Below are 19,582 nucleotides of genomic sequence, written 5' to 3'. Positions count from 1 at the left end.
ATGCAACTTTACCAATACGAAACGGGCTATCGCTACAACAGCGATACGCTCTTACTTTACGATTTTATCGCGGCATGTCACCCCAAAGGATCGATACTGGACGTCGGATGCGGATGCGGTATTTTAGGGCTTTTGCTCAAACGCGATTTTCCTGAAACGTCAATGACACTTTTGGATATTCAAGAAGCGAACATGATTCTCAGCGAGCGCAATGCGGGGCTCAATTCTTTACATGTAGGTTTCATACACGGCAATTTTACGGAAACGTCGTTTAGCGATAAGTTCGACTGGATCGTCTCTAACCCGCCTTTTTACCATCAAGGCGTCGTGAAAAGCCAAAACGAGTCGCTTTTTTTGAGTCGTCACGGCAGTGCCTTACCGTTTGGAGCATTGGCGCATAAAGTCACGAAAAACTTGAGCAACCGCGGCTATTTTTGCTTTTGTTACGACGCCAAACAACTGGATATGCTCATGCAAGAGTTACAAAAAGCAAAGCTCAACGTCGAAGAGATCTGTTTCGTTCACCCCAGCTACGATAAAGAGTCCTCGCTGGTTTTGATTCGCGCGCGTAAAAATTCTAAAACTTTATGCAAAGTACGTCCGCCGATTATTTTATACGAGAACGATCGGTTTACTCCTCGCGTCGCACATATTTTTGAAAAATCACAAACCAAGAGCTTAGCATGGCAGAACTAATGCGTTGCAATGCTTATCCCTACGCTTTTGATCCTAGCGCGTGCGAAACGTGTCAGGGCAACTGCTGTATCGGTGAAAGCGGTTATATTTGGGTCAGCACAGAAGAGATCGAAGCGATCGCGGCAAAACTTTCTTTGAGCAAAGCGCTTTTTATCAATAACTATTTAAACAAAATTCGCTATCGTTTCACGATCAAAGAGGTCGTTCACGAAAGCGGGTATGCGTGTATTTTTTTCGATTCGCACCGCAAACAATGCGGCATCTACGAAGTACGTCCCAAACAGTGTCGAACGTTTCCTTTTTGGGAACATTTTAAAGATAACATGAACGAGGTAGTTTCAGAATGTCCCGGTATTATTCCTTTATAGTCGTTTTTTTCCTTTTGGTGGGATGTAGCACCAAAGAAGTCGTCTTCACCGAAACGACCAAAAAAGTCTTTGAAGAAGAGGATAACCTTATTCTTCAAGCCCTTGATTATCAACAACGCGGCGATTATGCGAATGCTAAAAGAGTATACCACGTTCTTTACGATCAGAGCCAAAAGAAAGACTATTTGACCGAAGAAGCGGGATTGGCGTTTGTTCTCCAAACGCAAGATGCCGCCGCATTGATCGACGAAGGACTTCGAAAATACCCCGAAGAGAAAAACTTTACACGCTTACATGTCGGTCAACTCGTCAAAGAAAAACGCTACGAAGAAGCGGAAAAAGAGATCCTTTCGTTAATCGGTACCGACAAGACCGTTCAACACTTAAGCATTGCCGCCAATTTGTATTTGCAGATGAAAAACTACGACGTTGCGCTCAAATACTTTGAAAGTGCGTACAAACTCGAACCTTCCGAAGAGCTGTTGATGAATATGGTCGAAGTGTTGTACCGCTTTTTAGACCGTAAAGACGACGCCATGGCGTACCTTGAAACCTTTGCGTCCATGGAAGGATGCGGGCAACACGTGTGCTACAAACTCGTTGAAATCTACGGACGCGATCGTAACGTGAACGGATTGATCGCAACGTACAAAAAACTCTATAAAGAGAACCAAAACGAAGAAATCGCCAAGAAAATCGTCGAATTGATGCTCTATTCCAAAGACATCAAAGGCGCGATCGCCTTTTTGGAAAAAAGTCGGTTTAACGAAGATTTATTGCTCCAAATTTATGCAACGCAAAAGAAATTTAAAAACGCTTACGAACTTGCCGAAGAACTCTACGACGATACGAAAAACATCGACTACCTCGGTAAAATGGCAATTTATGAATATGAGCTCAATAAAAACGCACTTTCGCCCGAAGTTTTACAGTCTATAATGCATAAATTTGAAGAAGTAACCGCTATTTTGAACGATTCGGTCTACTTAAATTACTACGGCTACTTATTGATCGATCATACTATCGATGTTAAAAAAGGAATCGCTTTGGTGGAGAGGGCGTTAAAACTCGAACCCGATTCGCCTTACTATTTGGACTCTTTAGCGTGGGGATACTACAAGCTAGGAGAGTGCCAAAAAGCCTACGATATTATGAAAGATTTCGACGAAAGCATCTCCGAACCCGAAGTGTTAAGCCACATTAATGCCATCAAACAATGCCTCAAAGAGAAACGACCATGATTTTAGACGAGATTATCAAGCGTACCAAAGACGATTTGGAGAAAAAGAAAAAAAAGTATACGATCGATTGGTTAGGGCGAAGCCTTGCGTTTAATCCTTATATGCCGCGCGACGTTAAGCCGTATCTAAAAGCAACGAGCGACAATCCTTACCGCATTATCGCCGAAGTGAAAAAAGCAAGCCCGAGCAAAGGAATTATCAAAGAGGATTTCGATCCGCTTGAGATCGCAAAAGCGTATGAATTAGGCAAAGCCGATGCGATTTCCGTTTTAACCGAGCCGTACTATTTTAAAGGCGATTTAGAATACCTCACGCAAATACGCCGTTACGTTCCGACGCCGTTGCTTCGAAAAGATTTTATCGTAGACGAGTATCAGATCGTCGAGGCGCTCGTTTACGGTGCCGATTTTATTTTGTTGATCGCCAAAGCGCTCAGTAAAACCGAGCTTAAACACCTCTTAGAGTATGCGTTTCGCTTAGGATTGGAAGTCTTAGTCGAAATTCACGACAAAGAAGATTTGGTCAAAGCAATTTTTGCGGGTGCAAATATTATCGGTATCAACCATCGCAACTTGGAAACGTTTGATATGGATATGAGCCTCACCGAAAAGCTCATGCCGCTTATTCCTCAAGGTAAAATTATCGTCGCGGAAAGCGGTTTGAACGATAAAGAGACGATTCGGCATTTAAGCAAAGTCGGCGCGGACGCTTTTTTGATCGGCGAATACTTTATGCGCGAACCCGATATCGCGTCCGCATTGGAAGCGATCAAAAAGGTCGACTAATGGATTACATGTACGCACCGTGGCGCGATGTTTATTTTAAAGAAAAAGAAGAGGGATGTGTGTTTTGCCGTATTAGCGAACATCCCGAAATGGACGAAGCGCATCACGTTCTCTATCGTGACGAGCTCTGTTTTGTCGTGATGAACCGCTACCCGTACACGCCGGGGCATTTTATGGTTATACCGCACGTTCATACCGACGCTATCGAGTCTTTAGAGTCTTCGACGTGGCTTCGTATGTCGCATTTGGTGCAATGTTCGGTTAAAATGCTCAAAGAAGGACTAGGAGCACACGGCGTCAATTTAGGTATGAATTTGGGCAAAAGCGGCGGTGCCGGCATTGCCGAACATGTACATTACCATATTCTTCCGCGTTGGAGCGGCGATACCAATTTTATTACCGCGATAGCGCAAACCCGCGTCTACGGTACGGATTTTGATGCCTTGTATCACACACTTCACGCGATGATCCCGACGTATTTTTCATGTTAAAAGAATGCGATGTCGAAACGTTTTTAGCGTCTCGCGAAGCGTTAGATCTTCTGATCGACGCCCGTAGCCCCAAAGAATTTAGCGAATCTTGCATTGTAGGCGCACAAAACTTTTATGCGCTAAACGATGCGCAACACCAAGAAATCGGTACGATTTACAAACAACGATCGCGCAACGAAGCCAAGATTTTAGGCGCGCGTTACATCTGCGAAAATGTTGCCGCACACCTTCAAACGATCGCAAAATACTATCCCATAGGCTCGAAGATCGGCATTTATTGTGCTAGAGGAGGGCTAAGATCCAGTTCAATCGCCATTATATTATCGCATATCGGTTATCAAGTCTATCGTTTGGAAGGCGGTTATAAACGTTATCGCGCTTACGTACTAACGTTTTTCGAGCAATTGCCTCACCGACGTTTTATCGTCCTCGGAGGAAAAACGGGTTGCGGCAAAACCGAGTTGCTCAAACGACTCTCGCCTTCGCTCGATATCGAAGGATTCGCCAATCATTTAGGTTCGAGTTTCGGCGCGGTCTGCGGAGCGCAACCGAGCCAAAAGATGTTTGAAAACAGCCTCTTTAACGCTCTTTTCGCTTTAGAACCCGATCAGAGTATCTTTGTCGAAGCCGAGAGCAAGCGTCTTGGAAAAGTCACGATTCCCGCGCGCGTGTATCAAAACATTCAAGCAGGCGTTCGCGTCGAAATTACCGCACCCTTTGAAATGCGTACGAAACGCATCTTGCACTACTATCAAAACGTAACGCCGGAATTTTTTTACCGCGCAATGGCGATTATCGCGCCTTACATTCGCAAAAGCGTTAAAGAGGCGATTATCGATGCGTACGAACGCCGTGATTTACAAAGCGTCGTTACCTTCTTACTGCGCGATTATTACGATTTGGTCTATCAAAAACCTTTACATGTAAGCTTTGTTTTCGACAATGCAAACGAAGCGGCATGCATCGCTTCACTCTTAAACCTTCGCGAAACGCTTTAAGCCCTTTTTTACGTCATAAATGCGACAATAATATCAAATTAATTCAAGTATTATTTATGAGGAGTATTCGTATGAAAATATTATTGGCATCACTGGTTTGCGCAACGTCGCTTTTGGCTCACTTTCAAACGGTTATGACCGATCAGTCGGTCGTCGAACAAAAAAATCCGAAAGTTTCGATTCAATACGAGTTTACGCACCCGTTTGAACAACAATCGATGAACATGCAAAAACCTAAGGAAGCAGGCGTCTTCTTTGAAGGTAAAAAAACATCGCTTCTAAGCAATCTCCAATCGGTCGAAAAAAATAAAATGACGACGTGGAAAAGCGAATATACGATCAAAGAACCCGGCGTATACCAATTTTACGTCGATCCGATGCCGTACTTCGAACCTGCGGAAGACAAGTTTATTCGCCATCAAACGAAAACAATCGTCGATGCGTTTAATTCAGGCGAAGGTTGGGATAAACCCATCGGACTCAAAGCCGAAATCATTCCGCTTTCACGCCCTTACTCGCTTTATGCCGGAAATCTTTTTAGCGGCAAAGTGCTCTATAAAGGTAAACCCGTCCCCAATGCCGAAATCGAAATCGAATACTACAACACACAAGGGCTTAAAGCTCCCAACGACATGTACGTAACACAAGTCGTCAAAGCCGATAATAACGGTGTTTTTCATGTGGCTTTACCGCTTGATGGCTGGTGGGGATTTGCCGCTTTAATCGACGACGACGAAAAAATCAAACACGAGGGTAAAAGCTATCCGGTAGAACTGGGTGCCGTTTTGTGGCTTAAAACCGAAAAGATTCACTAATGCATATTAGCGAAGGGGTATTACGCCCCGAAATTCTGATCGGAGGTGCCGTTCTTTCGACGGCACTGGTTTTTTACGCGTTTAAAACACTTAAAAACGAAGAGATTCCTAAAACCGCCGTTTTATCCGCACTCTTTTTCTTAGCGTCGTTTATTCATATTCCCTTAGGTCCGACGTCGGTTCACTTGGTTTTAGGCGGTATCGTCGGCGCACTGTTAGGTCCGCGCGCTTTTGTGGCAATTTTCGTCGCGCTCTTCTTACAAGGTATTTTATTCGGCTACGGCGGACTCACGACGCTCGGCGTTAACGTGTTCAATCTTGCGTTTCCGACGCTTGCGGGGTATTTTCTCTTTCGCTTACACCCGCATACGCTATGGAAAAAAACCGCCTTATGGTTTTGCATCGGCTTTGTTCCCTTAGGTTTATCGGCGTTCTTGCTCTCGCTTACCTTAGCCTTAAACGGCGAAGCGTTCGTCAGTGCCGCACAATTGGCGTTTTTAGCACACCTACCCGTGATGTTCATCGAAGGCGTCATCACGCTTTTTGCACTTCGTTTTATCGAAAAAGTCGCACCCGCATGGTTGGAGGTCGTATGATAGTTCGTTTTATAATCATCGCTTTTTTAAGTATCTCGACTTTGTACGCACATAAAATCAATCTTTTCGCTTACGACGAAGAGGGGAGTTTATACGTTCAAAGCTACTTTACCAAATCCGCTCCGTGTAAACAATGCACGATCCTGCTTCAAGATTTTCAAGACAAAGAATTGGCACGCGTTCAAACCGACGACGAAGGAAAAGCCTCCATCAAGTTGCCTGCGCCGCATTTCAAAATTACCGTTGAGGGCGGTATGGGGCATCAAGCGACGTTGGACTACGAAGCAAAATCCCACACAAAAGAAGAGCTCAAAACCTTGCCTGCCGATACGCCTTTGAGTAAAGTCGCCTTAGGATTGGCTATAATTGTCTTTTTCTTTGGAGCACTCTTTTGGATCAAACGTCCCACCCGCCGATAACGCCTTGCGTCGCCTTGCTTTTAGCCCTCGTATACAGTTGCACGATCGCACTTCAAACGCACATGTACCTTTCGATGTCGCTGATCTTATTTTTTTTGGCATGGCTCAAACGACGCTTTTTGCTGATTATTTTCAAGCGTCTTGTCATGCTCAATACGCTGATCGTTTTCATTGCACTCACGCTTTATTGGCAACACCAAGAGCACCTTGCGGGATTGATGCTCCTTCGTTCCAACTTGATGCTACTTTGTATTTTACTGCTCTTTCACGGCTGTAACGAATTTACGATCGCGATTGCGATGCAACGCCTCGCTTTACCGCATAAAATAACGACGCTCTTTTTCTTTACGAGTAAATCGATTTTTCTGATTCGCCATGAACTCGTACTCTTTAAAAATACGTTACGCATTCGCGGTTTTACGCCCAAAACCGATCTTTTATCGTATAAAACGTTGGCGGGATTTATCGGCACGCTGGTAATCAAGGCTTTAGAACGATCGGTCGCTTTGCAAAAAGCAATGCTGCTTCGAGGATTTCAAGGTGAAATTTACACCTTAAGCCGCCGCCAAAGCTTGAGCTCCAACGACGCGATTGCAACATTATTGACGCTTATCTCACTTTTTTGGCATCAAGGGTATCTGCTATGAGTTGTTCGCTAACGATGAAAAATATTTCCGCCGCACGTAACGGCGTGACGCTCTATAACGGCATCACGTTAAACCTTTCGCATAAAGAGAAAATTGCGATTATCGGACCTAACGGTTGCGGTAAAACGACGCTTTTGGAGATGATCGCCGGATTGTCTTTGCCGCAAAGCGGTCTTTTGGAACTGTTTCACCGACCGATGCGCTCTTTGGACGATTTTAAAACCGTGCGCACGATGATCGGCTATCTTTTTCAAGACTCCGACAATCAGTTTTTAGCGCCTATCGTCGAGGATGATGTCGCGTTTAGCCTCCTTGCCCAAGGCATATCCAAGGAAGAAGCCGCACTCAAAACCGCCATGATGCTTCAGGATTTAGGCATTTCGCATTTGGCGAAGAAAGTGGTCTATCATCTCTCCGGAGGCGAAAAAAAATTAGTAGCCCTTGCCGGCGTCTTAATCGCCGAACCAAAACTTATGCTTTTAGACGAACCGACCAACGGGTTGGACGATGCCATGCAACAAAAGCTCGTTGCGATTTTACGCAAAATCGATAAAAGCATCATCATCGTTTCGCATCACAGAGAGTTCCTCGAATCCATCGTCGATACAATCTACACGATGACGCCGCAGGGTCTACGCGGTACGTTTAACGCCTCAAACCCGCAAAAATCTTATATATGGAGAACTTATGACGGACACGAAACAACGCTTTGATGCCGTAGCGCAACAATGGGATCAAAACGATATGCGTTTAAGCCTTGCTAAAAATATTACCGATGCGATCTTAGAATCCGTTTCGTTTTCAAAAGACGACTGTGTTTTAGACTTTGGCTGCGGCACCGGACTTGTGGGACTCAATATCGCTCCTTTTGTCGGCAAACTCGTCGGTGCAGATCTTTCAAGCGCGATGTTGGAACAATTTCAACGTAAAGCCGATGAAAGCGGATTGTCTCACGTTGAAACCTTAGCGTTGGACGCGGATGCAAATTTCGGTACTTGGCAATTCGATCGTATCGTAAGTGCCATGGCGTTTCACCATATCGAAGAGCCTTCGCGCCTTATTCGAAAATTTTCCCGTATCCTCTCAAACAAAGGGCTCTTAGCGATTGCCGACTTGGACAAAGAGGACGGAAGTTTTCACTCGGACAACACGGGCGTATACCATTTCGGATTTTCAAGGGAAGAGTGGGTACGTTTTTTCACCGAAAACGGCTTTGAAAAACCGAGTTTCGTCCAAGCGCACACCGTGAGCAAAAACGGCAAAACGTATGAAATCATCCTCTGTTTTGCCGCAAAAGCTTAAAAGGTCAATAAGACTTTGGAACTGGTCAGTTTCAACGCTTCGTGAACGGCATTGACGTAACTGAGCGTTGAAAGTTCTTGAGCGTTTTTATAGGCAATATCAAAAGCGGTTCCGTGATCAACCGACGTTCGTATAATGCCCGCATTGAGGCTCACGTTGATACTCTCTTCAAAATAGAGCGTTTTGAGAGGAATCAAGCCTTGATCGTGGTACATGCAAACGAAATACTTAAATTTTTCACGATTGGCGGTTGAAAAAGCGGTATCGGGAACCATGGGACCGAAGAAAACTTCACGCTCTAAAAAATGGTTGGCTTTTTGAATCGCTTTTTCGATTTCGCTATCTTCGTCGCCGATAACGCCGTGATCTCCCGCATGCGGATTTAACCCTAAAACCGCAATACGTTCACATCCGAGTTCTTCATATATTTTGAGTAAAAACGGTTTAAGCTTTTTCGTTTTGATCTCGTGCGGCACATCGCGAAGCGGAATATGATGCGTGTACAAAATGACGAACATCGCTTCGCATCCGAGCATCATGATCGCTTCGCATCCGAGTAAATCGCTAAGAGCATCGGTATGACCTTTATATTCCAAACCCGCTTTTTCCCATGCCTCTTTATTGATCGGCAGCGTCACGATCGCATCGACTTCGTTACTTTTAGCTAATGCCACCGCCGTGATAAACGAATCGTAGGAACTCTCTCCGGCATCGGCACAACAAATGCCCGGAGTAATTTCAAAAACTTTTCCGCAATCGCGAATTTCGAAATCTTCGGGTACGTCGAGTCCCAAAAGTGCACTTCCCCATGCTAACATGTTTTCGTTAATGCAATAAATCGGCTTACAGACTTTCGTAATTTCTCGGTGCGCTCTGAGCGCAATTTCCAAACCGACGCCGTTGAGATCGCCGATGCTGATGGCAAGTTTTTTCATCGTACCAATCCTAACATCTCTTTAATCGCGCATTCTAAGCCGACAAAAACGGAACGCGCGATAATACTCTGTCCGATATTGAGTTCTTCGATCGCAGCCATAGCGACGATTGGCTTGACGTTTTGATAATTAAGACCGTGCCCTGCGGCGACTTTCATTCCCAATCGACGTGCTACATTGGCGGCATTTTCAAGCTCCCTCAAAGATGCTTCCAACTTGACATGTAAGGTTTTTCGATCCAGTTGCAACGTAGCAATCGAATGAGGCGTTCGCGCCAAATTGGCATACAACATCGCATAAATATTGGCGTACAAACCCGTATGCAGTTCAACCCATTCAACGCCTAAACGGTGCGCCGCTTCGATCATCTCCACCGAAGGATCGATAAAAAGCGATACTTCGATCTGCGCTTGATGCAAACGCTTTATCGCCTGATTGAGAGCATCGAAATGCGCAAGAACGTCTAAGCCGCCTTCCGTCGTGACTTCTTCGCGTTTTTCGGGAACCAAGGTCGCTCGATGCGGCAAGAAAGCTAACACTTTTTCAAGAATTTCAGCATTCATCGAACACTCTAAATTCACGGGAAGTTGCGATTGTGAAATGATTTTTTGCGCATCTTCGTCGTTCATATGGCGTCGATCTTCGCGAAGATGAATCGTGATCTGATCGGCTCCGGAGCGTTTAACGAAAAAGAGCGCGTCCAAAGGATCGGGATCGTTGATCTTGCGCGCTTCCCTTAATACGGCGATATGGTCGATATTCACACCCAAAAGCATTCTGCATCCTTTGTTTTTAGTTTCAAAACGAGCCTACGCGTCAGGTACAAAATACGCTACATCATCTTACATGTAAAAATCTTGCATCAACGACGCGTCAGACAGTTGCTAGGAACGTTTTGTATTATAACCAAAATAGGGTTTCAAAAAAATTGCGACGTTACGAAACGGTCGCTATTGGGGAATATGAATATGCGTATTGTCCAAAATACCGAACTCAAATCCTTCGTGACAGGCGAAACAGTTGGAAGCCTCTTTGATCGAAGGACGTTTGTACACGCTACGGTCGATGTCCTCGTGTGCCGCGCGCCAGTAGGGAACTTTACTCATTGAAATCGGGTGCATCGTCCCCAAAGAGTCCAGCGTTTTAAACGCCAACTTGCGAGAGGACGTTTCGGCACTACGGCTTGCAAGATACGCACGAATGCTCTCTTGCTCGCTTTGGGTAATATTGCGATCGCTAATCGCTTCGCCGAAATGGTTCGATAAGCCGTCCATTAAAAGCGTCCACGAAGCACTTGGAAGCATAAAAGGAGGGTAAGGTTTGTGGCATTTTCCGCATTTTTGCGCATAAGCCTCGTTTTCGGCGGCATAGTCGATTTTCGCAAAACGTTCATGCGTCAAATAACTCTTTTCGTCGTAAACGATCGTATAAAGCATACCGATCGAAATCGCAATCACGCTGTACGCAAACAGATGGTGCCAAATTGAGACGACGGTATCTTCACCCTCGGCTCTTTTATAGCCCGTTACCATTGCAAACGCCATATTCGTTTTATGGTAAAACTGTTCCACGAGAACGCCTGAAATATGAATGAACGCCCATGCAACGAGAATATACGCTCCGTATTCATGCACGTAAAACAGGAACGTCGATGCCTTAAAAAAATCGTTGTTTAAAAAGCAAAACGGACCGCTTGCTTCTTGCGTTCCTTGCAGTAAAAGCCCGCTTAGAACGATTTCCAAACCGAAGCACAGCACGATAATCGTAAACCAACTGGAAGCGGCATTATGCCCGGCGTGAATCTTGCGCCACCGGTTTTGGACCTTTTCGACAAAATAGTATCGCAGTTCCGCAAAAGAGAGTTTAAACGTTTTGAACGTCGCATAATTTGGACCGACGATGCCCCAAACGAGCCGATAAATCAAAACAATTCCGAAAATCCAACCGAAGGCTAAATGCCATTTAAAAAGCGAGTGAAAAAAAGCCGTGATAAAAGAGGTGATAAAGGAGAGTGCGATCATCCAATGAATAATGCGCGTACACAAAGGCCATACGAAAACTTCATTTTGTCGCTTGTTCATTCTTCGCTTTCAGAGACTTCTCGGCTCACATGTCGCCGAGAAGTACCGTTGATAATTACTTGCTGATATTAAACGTGTTGAAAATGTAACTTGCCATCACTTTAATGTCGTAATCATAACCTTTTTCGGCTAATTTTTTCATATTATGTTCCATCACTTCGTGCTCGCTTGCCGTAGATTGTCCTAAACCGCCGTTTTTGATGTCAAAAAGTGACATCTCAAGCTCTTGGATGCTTTGTTTGTTAATCGCAGGAGCTTTTTTCTCTGGATTGCCTTCGCCCTTATTGCCGTGGCAATGTAAACACGTCTCTTTATAAACTTCCGCCGCGGAATACTTATACTTTGCCGCATCCGATTTTGGTTTATCCCCGCAACCGCTTAACAAAGCCAAACTTGCTACCGTCATACATAGTAAAGTCAATTGTTTCATCTGTTTTATTCCTTTTTCTATTCGTTCGTTATTTTAAGCTCTACCGGATAGCATGCCGTAAATCGTCATCGGTTTAAGGGCATACACTTTCAACAACCACCAAATCCATCGCTCTTGCGTCGGATCGAGAGGGAAAGAAGGCGTAGGTTTTGCCGTCCAGTTAAATTCGGCAAGCATAACCGTACCGAGGCTCGTAATCAACGGGCATACGGTATAACCGTCGTATGCGGCCGGCAATTTCTCTTTTTTCTCCATAACGGCAATCAAGTTGTCGACCAAAACCGCGTACTCTTTACGCGCGCTTCCTCCGGTTTTTGCCATGGGAAGAGCGGCAACGTCTCCGATAGCAAAAACGTTCTTATAGGTTACATGTTGCAAAGTCTCTTTAACGACGGGAACCCAGCCTTTGGAAGAGCCGATCGGAGATTTACCGACAAGATCGGGTGCTTTTTGAGGCGGCGTAATGTGGATAAAGTCATATTTTTTCTCGATATTTTTAGACATCGGAATCATCGTATACTCTTTCAAATCCTCGTCGTATTCGCCCTTTTCCAACCATTTGTATTCAAACGTCGCTACTTTTTTCTCGGTATCGATAGCGACGAGATTGGTTTTAAATTCCCACTTAAAGCCGCGTTTTTTAAATTGTTCAAAAATAGCATCGTTGTATTCAGGCACGCCGAACATCTTATCGCCGCTCGGACAAAACGTAAGTTCAACTTTATCGCGTACGCCGGCTTTGGTTAAAAGATCGTGGATAATATACATAATCTTTTTAGGAGCACCGCCGCACTTAATCGCCGTAGCGGGATCGGTAAAAAGTGCTTGTAGCTTTTCGCTTCCCGTATGTGCTTTGGCTTTGGCGATCAATTCTTGAATGCCTTTATACGTATCGACCGCACCGTCGGCAAAATAGATAGAGTAGACACCGTTTTTGCCCACCTTCTTACGAACGATTTCATTGTCGCCCGAAGACATAATTTCGCCCTCCAAGCCTTTAATCGAAGCAAAGTCAAGCACCAAACCCGTTGCCACGACCAAATAGTCGTACGTCACTTCCATACCGCTTTGCGTTTTGACTTTGTTATTTGCCGGATCGAAAGAGACGACCATCTCTTTAATCCATTTTGTGCCTTTGGGAATGAAATTGGCGGTATCATACGTAATATCGCTTTTTTGCCATACGCCGGCTGCTACCAATGTTTGCCCCGGTTGATACGAAACCGAATGCGGATTAGGCTCGATAATCGTAATGTCGGGATTGGACAGTTTATTCGTCAATTTTGCCGCCGTAGCAACACCGGCAAGACCGCCTCCGACGATCACGATTTTTCCCTTTGCATCGGAAGAAGCATACGCTTCGGTTGTCGTTGTCGTACCTGCTAAAACGCCTGCGGCAATAGGAGACGCCGCCAATAGCTTCATAGCGTCACGACGGGAAAGGACACCTTCGTGTTTTTCAATCTCACCTAGAATCTCTTCGATGATTTTGTCAGACTTCATAATTTAACCATCCTTTTTGTTGTATGTCTCCCCATTCTACTGCCAACAATATAAAGTTTTCCTTGGCTAGTAATATTATAGTTGATTATTTTAGTTATTTATAATCTTCTAAGATTGTAGCGATAATGTAACGTTATTCTAAATCTTCTATTAAGTCTTTTTTGCTTACAATCTGTAAAAATTTTAGCTCCCGTAGTGAGGCATCGTGAAAAAAGAGTTCTTCATTTTTGTCGTGATATTTTTCGTCTTATCCTTAGGCATGCATATGAATCAGTGGGTTTCACATCCTTTAGAGCATTTTTCTCGTCTGATGGCGCACGATATGCCCTACCATCCGCTGTTATATACCTTCATTGCATATGTATTGATCGGCGTGCTTCGTCTTGCTATTGCCCTTGTAATGAAACTTTTCGGTTTTCAAAAACGTTAGTTCTTGCCGTATGATTGCATGTGATTTAGGCTCAAACACGCTTCGTATCGCACGTTTTGATTGTCAAACACGCCGAAGAACGGCATGCTTTGAACGCATCGTACGTACGGCAAAAGACTTACATGTCAACCGTGCGATTGCTCCAGAGTCGCAAGAACGCCTTTTTGCGGCACTGCATGAAGCTTCGTTACATTTTGACTTCCGAAACGAACCTTGCTTTGCGGTAACGACGCAAGCGATGCGTATGGCATCCAATGCGCGTGAAATTCTTAGTCGTATCGAAACAACGTTTGGGATTTGCTTTGAAATTATTTCAGGCGAAAAAGAGGCGGCATTGACCTCTTTAGCGGTTGAACACGCCTTAACGCGAGAAGGATTCGACGCGTCTTGTTATGTTTTATTCGATCTAGGCGGCGGGTCGACGGAAATTACTTTTTGTAACACGACGAGCAAAGAGAGTCGAAGCTTTCCGTTCGGTATCGTCACGACCACCGAACGCTATGTCTCAATCGACGCATCGCAAATTGATCGCATCGTATCGGTCATCGAACCTTTCGTCGAGCAACATCAACCCGTCGTATCGCGTTACCGTCAATTGATCGCGACCGCCGGAACGCCTACGACCGTTGCCGCTTTCAAACAAGGTATGGATTATGCCCATTACGATGCGAACGCGATTAACGGCACGTCTTTACATGTCAACGATTTTGAAGAGGCTTTCGTACGTTTAAGCCGTATGCCTATCGAAGAAGCGACGCGCTTTACGGGAACCAATCGCCGTGACTCCATGATCGCCGGAATTTTACTCGTTAAAACCATTATGCAAAAACTAGGGTTTGCGACCTGCATCGTTATCGACGATAGCCTTCGAGAAGGCGTGGCTATAGCAAATTGTAACACCTCTTCCATTTAATGATTCAAAGTACCGAAAATAGCCTCTTTTAATCTTTATTTGCTATAATAACCCACTTTTTTTACCGAGCTTTAACACTCGATACAACAGAGGTGTTCGGGCTTTACGTGAAGATGTAAAAACAGCGGTATGCGGAAAATTTGACTTCGTTACGAAACAAACTTTGACGCTCGGTACAACCTCGGCGTTGAGGCTTTTGCCCCGACATGTAAAAATAATTTGCTTTGCAAAAAGCGAATTTTAGCGCGAAGTCGCAACCAAAAAAAATATGAAAGGAGAGGTCATGGAGTTAAGCGGTTCCCAGATGGTTATAGAAGCACTACGGAAGGAGAACGTCAGCGTCGTCTTTGGCTATCCCGGCGGTGCGATTATGAATGTTTACGATGAAGTCTATAAACAAAACCATTTTAAACATATTTTAACGAGACACGAACAAGCGGCGATTCATGCCGCAGACGGTTATGCAAGGGCAACGGGCGAGGTCGGTGTTGCGTTTGTGACCAGCGGACCTGGCTTTACCAACGCGGTGACGGGTCTTGCAACGGCTTATATGGACTCGATTCCTCTGGTCGTCATTAGCGGACAAGTTCCCATTAGTATGATCGGTACGGACGCGTTTCAAGAAATCGATGCGGTCGGTATCAGCCGCCCGTGCGTCAAACACAACTATTTGGTCAAAGACGCCAAAGATTTGTCGCGTATTTTAAAAGAGGCGTTTTATATCGCGCGAAGCGGCAGACCCGGTCCCGTACATGTCGATATTCCCAAAGACGTGACCGCACAGATTGCACATTTTAGCTACCCTAGCGAAATTAAAATGCAAACTTACAAACCGACGTACAAAGGCAATCCTCGTCAAATTAAAAAGGCGATCGAAGCGATTGCGGCGGCGAAGCGTCCCGTTTTATACATCGGCGGCGGTGCGATTAATTCCAACGCGGCAAACGAAGTACGCGAATTTGCACACATTTGCGGCATTCCCGCCGTCGAAACGTTGATGGCACGCGGCGTTATGGGCGATGAAAATCCTTTATTACTCGGAATGCTGGGTATGCACGGTTGCTATTGCGCCAATATGGCGATGAGCGAAGCCGATTTGATGATCGCTTTTGGCCCTCGTTTTGACGATAGGGTTACTGGAAAACTCAGTGAATTTGCCAAACATGCCAAAATCATTCACGTCGATATCGACCCAAGCAGCATCGGGAAAATCGTTCCGATCGATTATCCGATCGTCGGAGACCTTAAAAACGTCGTCGAAGCGATGATCCCGCTGGCAAAAGAGCAAATACAAGCCGATAAATACAAACCGTGGCGTGAACTGTTAAAACGCTACAACGAAATTCATCCGCTCCGATACGAAGACAGCAACGACGTCATTAAACCGCAATGGGCGATTGAACGCGTAGGGGAACTTCTCGGCGATAAAGCCGTCATCTGTACCGACGTCGGTCAACACCAAATGTGGGCGGCGCAATTTTACCCGTTTAGCTATCCAAGACAATGGCTTAGCAGCGGCGGTTTAGGAACGATGGGGTACGGTTTGCCCGCGGCGATGGGTGCTAAAGTCGCATTACCGAACAAAACGGTCATTAACTTCACGGGAGACGGCTCAATTTTGATGAATATTCAAGAGCTTATGACCGCGGTCGAAAATAAAATTGCCGTTATCAACATTATTTTGAACAATCAATTTTTAGGAATGGTTCGCCAATGGCAAACTTTTTTCTATAACAAACGCTACTCTTCAACCGATCTTTCGGTACAACCCGATTTTGTTAAATTGGTTGAGAGTTTCGGCGGACGCGGATTTAGAGTCAAAACCAAAGCGGAATTCGATCAAGCCTTAAGCGATGCGATGCAAAGCGGTTGTGTTTGTATGATCGACGTTCAAGTCGACCGCTTTGAAAACGTTTTACCGATGGTTCCGGCAGGCGGAACGCTTTACAATATGATGTTAGAGTATAAGGAGTAAGCCCATGGATGCGATTAGAAGAGTATTATCGGTTATCGTCCTCAACGAAGACGGCGTACTATCTCGTATTTCAGGCTTATTTGCCGGTCGCGGATACAACATCGACTCTTTAACGGTAGCGCCTATTCCGAAAACGAATTTGTCGCGCTTGACGATTGTTACCTCAGGCAGTACCGCCGTTTTGGAGCAAATCGTCAAACAACTTCATAAATTGATACCGACCTATAAAGTCATCGAATCGGGCGAGTTCGTCGAAAAAGAGCTTGCATTGGTCAAAATTCCTCTGAGTGAAGATTTCAACGGTCTGGATGCCATGCTCAAAGCCTATAACGGCACGATCGCCAGTAGCAGCGAAGAGTCGATCGTCTTAATGGTTGCGGACGATTACAATCGAATCGACAGTTTTTTGAAAGCCGTTAAAAAATATAATCCGACCGATATCGTTCGCAGCGGTTCGGTAGCGATGGATCTGTAATGAAAATTAGCCTCCTTGCACAAGCGTTAGGATTAGACTACGCCGGAAGAGATTTTGATGTTGCCTCTTTTGCAACGCTCAAGGAGGCAACGCCTTCGCATATTGCTTTTTTTAAAGACGCCAAGCTACTCGACGACTTAAAAAACACCCAAGCAGGCGTTGTCATCCTTCCCAAAGCCTATTTAGAAGCTTTACCTTCAAACGTAGAAGCTCTCGTGAGCGACGATCCTTATTTGAGCATGGCATACGCCAGCCGCTACTTCGCGAAAAAAGTTTTTGAGACTTCCGTTGCTCCGCGTATCGATCCCGCGGCATCGATCGAGCAAAACGTCGTCGTCGGTAGTGGAAGCGTCATCGAAGCGGGCGCGCGTATTATGCCAAACGTAACGATCGGAGCGAACGTCACCGTCGGTCAAAACGTCGTCATATACCCTAACGTCGTCGTTTACGACGATTGTGTAATTAAAGCAGGCTCCATCCTTCAAGCCGGCGTCGTCGTCGGGAGCGACGGCTTCGGTTACGCGCATACGAAAACCGGCGAACACATCAAGATTTACCATAACGGTAACTTGATTATCGAAGAAAACGTCGAAATAGGTGCTAATTCCACGATCGATCGTGCGGTTTTCGGCTCTACGGTTATTAAAAAAGGAACAAAAATCGATAACCTTGTGCACATCGGACACAATTGCGAAATCGGTCAATTTTGTATCATCGTCGCGCAAACCGGCTTGGCGGGATCGACGAAGTTAGGACGAAACGTTGTCATGGGCGGACAAAGCGCAACCGCAGGTCATTTGGAAATCGGCGATTTCGCAACCGTCGCGGCACGAGGCGGAGTGAGCAAATCCATCGAAGGCGGTAAAGTCTACGGCGGATTTCCATTGATGCTTCAAAGCGATTGGCTTAAAAAACAGGCCAAAATCGCTCAATTTTTTAAAAGGAATTCATAATTATGGGTGGAAAAAATACGATATTAACCAAATTTCCGTTAGCAGGTACGAAAAACGGCGTCATCTCCGTTTCACATTTGGAAGAGCCTTACGGCAACGGATCGTTTCCGGTCGTGAGTATCGGCATTTCATTAAAGAAAAATACCGAAGATCCGGATTGGAAAGCGCACATTCCTTATGAAAATCTCGATGAACTGATCAATGCACTCAAAGACGCCAAAGCGCGTTTTGAAGCGCAACCGCGTTCGTAAAAATTACTCACGCTATACCGTCTAGACGGTATAGCTTTTTTTCGTTTGCGACTACAGCGTCGCCACATACTCCTCAATCGCTACAGCAACGCGTTTTGAAAACGCTACTGCTTCAACAACCGTTCGCGCACCCGTTACCACGTCTCCGGAAGCAAAAACGCCTTGCATCGTCGTTCGACCGCTTTCATCGGTAATCACGAGACCTTTCCCGTCCACTTCGATCTGTTTTGCCGTTTGTACGATATTGTCTTTTGGATTTTGACTAATGGCGATCAAAACCGAATCCGCTTCCAACATTCCGGCTTCAACGCTTTCGTTCGTACCTTGATAGATCACACCTTGTTCGTTGATTTCAACGGGTTGTTTGTACAGCTCGAATTTAACGCCGTCGATTTTGGCACATTCAACTTCATGGTTGGACGCGGGAATATCTTCCATCCCTTTGCGGTACATAATAATCACGTCACGCGCTCCGTGTCGCACCGCCGTTCTCGCCACGTCCATTGCTACGTTACCTGCACCTAAAACAACGACCTTATGACCGAGACGGTACACGGAAGGATTTTTGAGATAATCGATCGCAAAATGAACATGTCCCAAACTCTCACCTTTAATCCCCAATTTTTTCGGAGACCACACACCCGTACCGATAAAGACCGCTTTAAAATCGTCGCGAAACAAGTCGGCGATCGTGATGTTTTTACCGACCGTAATATTAGGGCGTATCGTCACATCCAATTGACGCAATTTGTTTTCAATCGTATCGAGGATCTCTTTATTCAGACGAAAATCGGGAATACCGTAGCGAAGAACACCGCCGATTTTATCGTGAGCGTCGTACATCGTGATCTCGTAGCCTTTCATACCAAGAAGTATCGCCAACGCAATTCCCGCAGGTCCGCTTCCGATAATGGCGACTTTCGTGCCGTTTTTAAGAGGTTTTTCAAATTGAAGGTCGTTCATATACAGATCGGAAATGTAATTTTCGATACTGCCTACGCTCACCGCCGTACCTTTTTTATTCAAGATACAATGCCCTTCGCAATGCTTTTCATGCGGACAGACCATTGAACAGATGACAGAGAGCGGATTGTTTTCAAACAGCATTTTTCCCGCTTCTTTAATCTCACCCGCCAAAAACAGACGAATCATCTCCGGAATAGGCGTTCCCACGGGACAGCCCGTACGACAGGAGGGTTTTTTGCATCCTAAACAGGTTTTAGCGAGCGTAATGACGTACTTGTTCATCGTATTCCTTTGCTACATGTCAAAATCGTG

General features: G+C 45.3%; 24 protein-coding genes. 18 read left to right on the top strand and 6 right to left on the bottom strand.

All coding sequences use genetic code 11. From position 1 onward, the window contains the following. The 12 genes from NL930_RS06375 (at window position 1) to NL930_RS06320 (ending at window position 8,358) form a co-directional block, all read left to right on the top strand. Window positions 1–696 carry a tRNA1(Val) (adenine(37)-N6)-methyltransferase gene (locus NL930_RS06375; protein ID WP_039674800.1) on the top strand — a complete coding sequence of 232 codons (696 nt, stop codon included), beginning with the start codon at window positions 1–3 and terminating at the stop codon, window positions 694–696. Next, window positions 684–1,064 carry a YkgJ family cysteine cluster protein gene (locus NL930_RS06370; protein ID WP_039674802.1) on the top strand — a complete coding sequence of 127 codons (381 nt, stop codon included), beginning with the start codon at window positions 684–686 and terminating at the stop codon, window positions 1,062–1,064. The genes NL930_RS06375 and NL930_RS06370 overlap by 13 nt, the downstream gene beginning before the upstream one ends. Continuing rightward, window positions 1,040–2,305, top strand: coding sequence for a hypothetical protein (locus NL930_RS06365; RefSeq protein WP_039674804.1), 1,266 nt, complete (start codon window positions 1,040–1,042; stop codon window positions 2,303–2,305). The genes NL930_RS06370 and NL930_RS06365 overlap by 25 nt, the downstream gene beginning before the upstream one ends. Beyond that, on the top strand, window positions 2,302–3,090 hold the full coding sequence (gene trpC / locus NL930_RS06360) for an indole-3-glycerol phosphate synthase TrpC (protein ID WP_254376038.1): 789 nt from the start codon (window positions 2,302–2,304) through the stop codon (window positions 3,088–3,090). The genes NL930_RS06365 and trpC overlap by 4 nt, the downstream gene beginning before the upstream one ends. Continuing rightward, window positions 3,090–3,581: an HIT domain-containing protein gene (locus tag NL930_RS06355; protein WP_254376037.1), complete on the top strand. Its 492-nt coding sequence runs from the start codon at window positions 3,090–3,092 to the stop codon at window positions 3,579–3,581. The genes trpC and NL930_RS06355 overlap by 1 nt, the downstream gene beginning before the upstream one ends. Continuing rightward, window positions 3,575–4,579, top strand: coding sequence for a tRNA 2-selenouridine(34) synthase MnmH (mnmH, locus tag NL930_RS06350; RefSeq protein WP_254376036.1), 1,005 nt, complete (start codon window positions 3,575–3,577; stop codon window positions 4,577–4,579). The genes NL930_RS06355 and mnmH overlap by 7 nt, the downstream gene beginning before the upstream one ends. 71 nt (window positions 4,580–4,650) lie before the next feature. Continuing rightward, entirely contained in the window at window positions 4,651–5,394 is a 744-nt protein-coding gene (locus NL930_RS06345; RefSeq protein ID WP_254376035.1) for a DUF4198 domain-containing protein, read from the top strand. Continuing rightward, on the top strand, window positions 5,394–5,990 hold the full coding sequence (gene cbiM, locus NL930_RS06340; RefSeq protein ID WP_041961768.1) for a cobalt transporter CbiM: 597 nt from the start codon (window positions 5,394–5,396) through the stop codon (window positions 5,988–5,990). Before NL930_RS06345 ends, cbiM begins: the two co-directional genes overlap by 1 nt. Continuing rightward, window positions 5,987–6,409 (top strand): hypothetical protein, encoded by a 423-nt coding sequence (locus tag NL930_RS06335; RefSeq protein ID WP_041961767.1) that lies wholly within the window; start codon window positions 5,987–5,989, stop codon window positions 6,407–6,409. The genes cbiM and NL930_RS06335 overlap by 4 nt, the downstream gene beginning before the upstream one ends. Continuing rightward, window positions 6,382–7,056: an energy-coupling factor transporter transmembrane protein EcfT gene (locus tag NL930_RS06330; RefSeq protein WP_254376034.1), complete on the top strand. Its 675-nt coding sequence runs from the start codon at window positions 6,382–6,384 to the stop codon at window positions 7,054–7,056. The genes NL930_RS06335 and NL930_RS06330 overlap by 28 nt, the downstream gene beginning before the upstream one ends. Then, entirely contained in the window at window positions 7,053–7,769 is a 717-nt protein-coding gene (locus NL930_RS06325) for an energy-coupling factor ABC transporter ATP-binding protein (protein WP_254376033.1), read from the top strand. The genes NL930_RS06330 and NL930_RS06325 overlap by 4 nt, the downstream gene beginning before the upstream one ends. Beyond that, window positions 7,744–8,358, top strand: coding sequence for a class I SAM-dependent methyltransferase (locus NL930_RS06320; RefSeq protein WP_254376032.1), 615 nt, complete (start codon window positions 7,744–7,746; stop codon window positions 8,356–8,358). Before NL930_RS06325 ends, NL930_RS06320 begins: the two co-directional genes overlap by 26 nt. On the opposite strand, the gene pdxA is transcribed toward NL930_RS06320, so the two are convergent. The 5 genes from pdxA to NL930_RS06295 form a co-directional block, all read right to left on the bottom strand. Next, window positions 8,355–9,293, bottom strand: a complete 939-nt coding sequence (gene pdxA / locus NL930_RS06315) for a 4-hydroxythreonine-4-phosphate dehydrogenase (protein WP_254376031.1) — start codon at window positions 9,291–9,293, stop codon at window positions 8,355–8,357. The genes NL930_RS06320 and pdxA overlap by 4 nt on opposite strands. After that, window positions 9,290–10,069, bottom strand: a complete 780-nt coding sequence (locus NL930_RS06310) for a pyridoxine 5'-phosphate synthase (RefSeq protein ID WP_254376030.1) — start codon at window positions 10,067–10,069, stop codon at window positions 9,290–9,292. The genes pdxA and NL930_RS06310 overlap by 4 nt, the downstream gene beginning before the upstream one ends. Before the next feature lie 174 nt (window positions 10,070–10,243). Further along, window positions 10,244–11,374 carry a cytochrome b/b6 domain-containing protein gene (locus NL930_RS06305; RefSeq protein ID WP_254376029.1) on the bottom strand — a complete coding sequence of 377 codons (1,131 nt, stop codon included), beginning with the start codon at window positions 11,372–11,374 and terminating at the stop codon, window positions 10,244–10,246. Window positions 11,375–11,429: 55 nt separating this feature from the next. Next, window positions 11,430–11,804 carry a c-type cytochrome gene (locus NL930_RS06300; protein ID WP_039674822.1) on the bottom strand — a complete coding sequence of 125 codons (375 nt, stop codon included), beginning with the start codon at window positions 11,802–11,804 and terminating at the stop codon, window positions 11,430–11,432. A gap of 33 nt (window positions 11,805–11,837) precedes the next feature. After that, the gene (locus NL930_RS06295; protein WP_254376028.1) at window positions 11,838–13,307 is read right to left on the bottom strand and encodes an NAD(P)/FAD-dependent oxidoreductase; all 1,470 of its coding nucleotides are present in this window, start codon (window positions 13,305–13,307) and stop codon (window positions 11,838–11,840) included. Between the two features lie 265 nt (window positions 13,308–13,572). Here NL930_RS06295 and NL930_RS06290 point away from each other — a divergent pair, with 265 nt between their 5' ends. From NL930_RS06290 to NL930_RS06265, 6 genes are all read left to right on the top strand, one after another. Continuing rightward, entirely contained in the window at window positions 13,573–13,737 is a 165-nt protein-coding gene (locus NL930_RS06290) for a hypothetical protein (RefSeq protein ID WP_254376027.1), read from the top strand. Between the two features lie 10 nt (window positions 13,738–13,747). Then, window positions 13,748–14,650 carry a phosphatase gene (locus tag NL930_RS06285; protein WP_254376026.1) on the top strand — a complete coding sequence of 301 codons (903 nt, stop codon included), beginning with the start codon at window positions 13,748–13,750 and terminating at the stop codon, window positions 14,648–14,650. Window positions 14,651–14,933: 283 nt separating this feature from the next. Beyond that, window positions 14,934–16,625 carry an acetolactate synthase large subunit gene (locus NL930_RS06280; RefSeq protein ID WP_254376025.1) on the top strand — a complete coding sequence of 564 codons (1,692 nt, stop codon included), beginning with the start codon at window positions 14,934–14,936 and terminating at the stop codon, window positions 16,623–16,625. Between the two features lie 13 nt (window positions 16,626–16,638). Continuing rightward, entirely contained in the window at window positions 16,639–17,100 is a 462-nt protein-coding gene (ilvN, locus tag NL930_RS06275) for an acetolactate synthase small subunit (RefSeq protein WP_173636971.1), read from the top strand. Next, on the top strand, window positions 17,100–18,053 hold the full coding sequence (gene lpxD, locus NL930_RS06270) for a UDP-3-O-(3-hydroxymyristoyl)glucosamine N-acyltransferase (RefSeq protein WP_039674831.1): 954 nt from the start codon (window positions 17,100–17,102) through the stop codon (window positions 18,051–18,053). Before ilvN ends, lpxD begins: the two co-directional genes overlap by 1 nt. A 2-nt stretch (window positions 18,054–18,055) precedes the next feature. Further along, entirely contained in the window at window positions 18,056–18,304 is a 249-nt protein-coding gene (locus NL930_RS06265; RefSeq protein WP_041961761.1) for a hypothetical protein, read from the top strand. A gap of 51 nt (window positions 18,305–18,355) precedes the next feature. Here NL930_RS06265 and NL930_RS06260 read toward each other — a convergent pair whose 3' ends face one another. Further along, window positions 18,356–19,552, bottom strand: coding sequence for an NAD(P)-dependent oxidoreductase (locus NL930_RS06260; RefSeq protein ID WP_039674833.1), 1,197 nt, complete (start codon window positions 19,550–19,552; stop codon window positions 18,356–18,358). Window positions 19,553–19,582 lie beyond the last annotated feature (30 nt).

Source organism: Sulfurospirillum sp. hDNRA2 (assembly GCF_024206095.2).
Taxonomy (GTDB): Bacteria; Campylobacterota; Campylobacteria; order Campylobacterales; family Sulfurospirillaceae; genus Sulfurospirillum.
The sequence above is the reverse complement of the archived record's forward strand: the minus strand, read 5'-3'. Positions and strand labels throughout refer to the sequence as shown.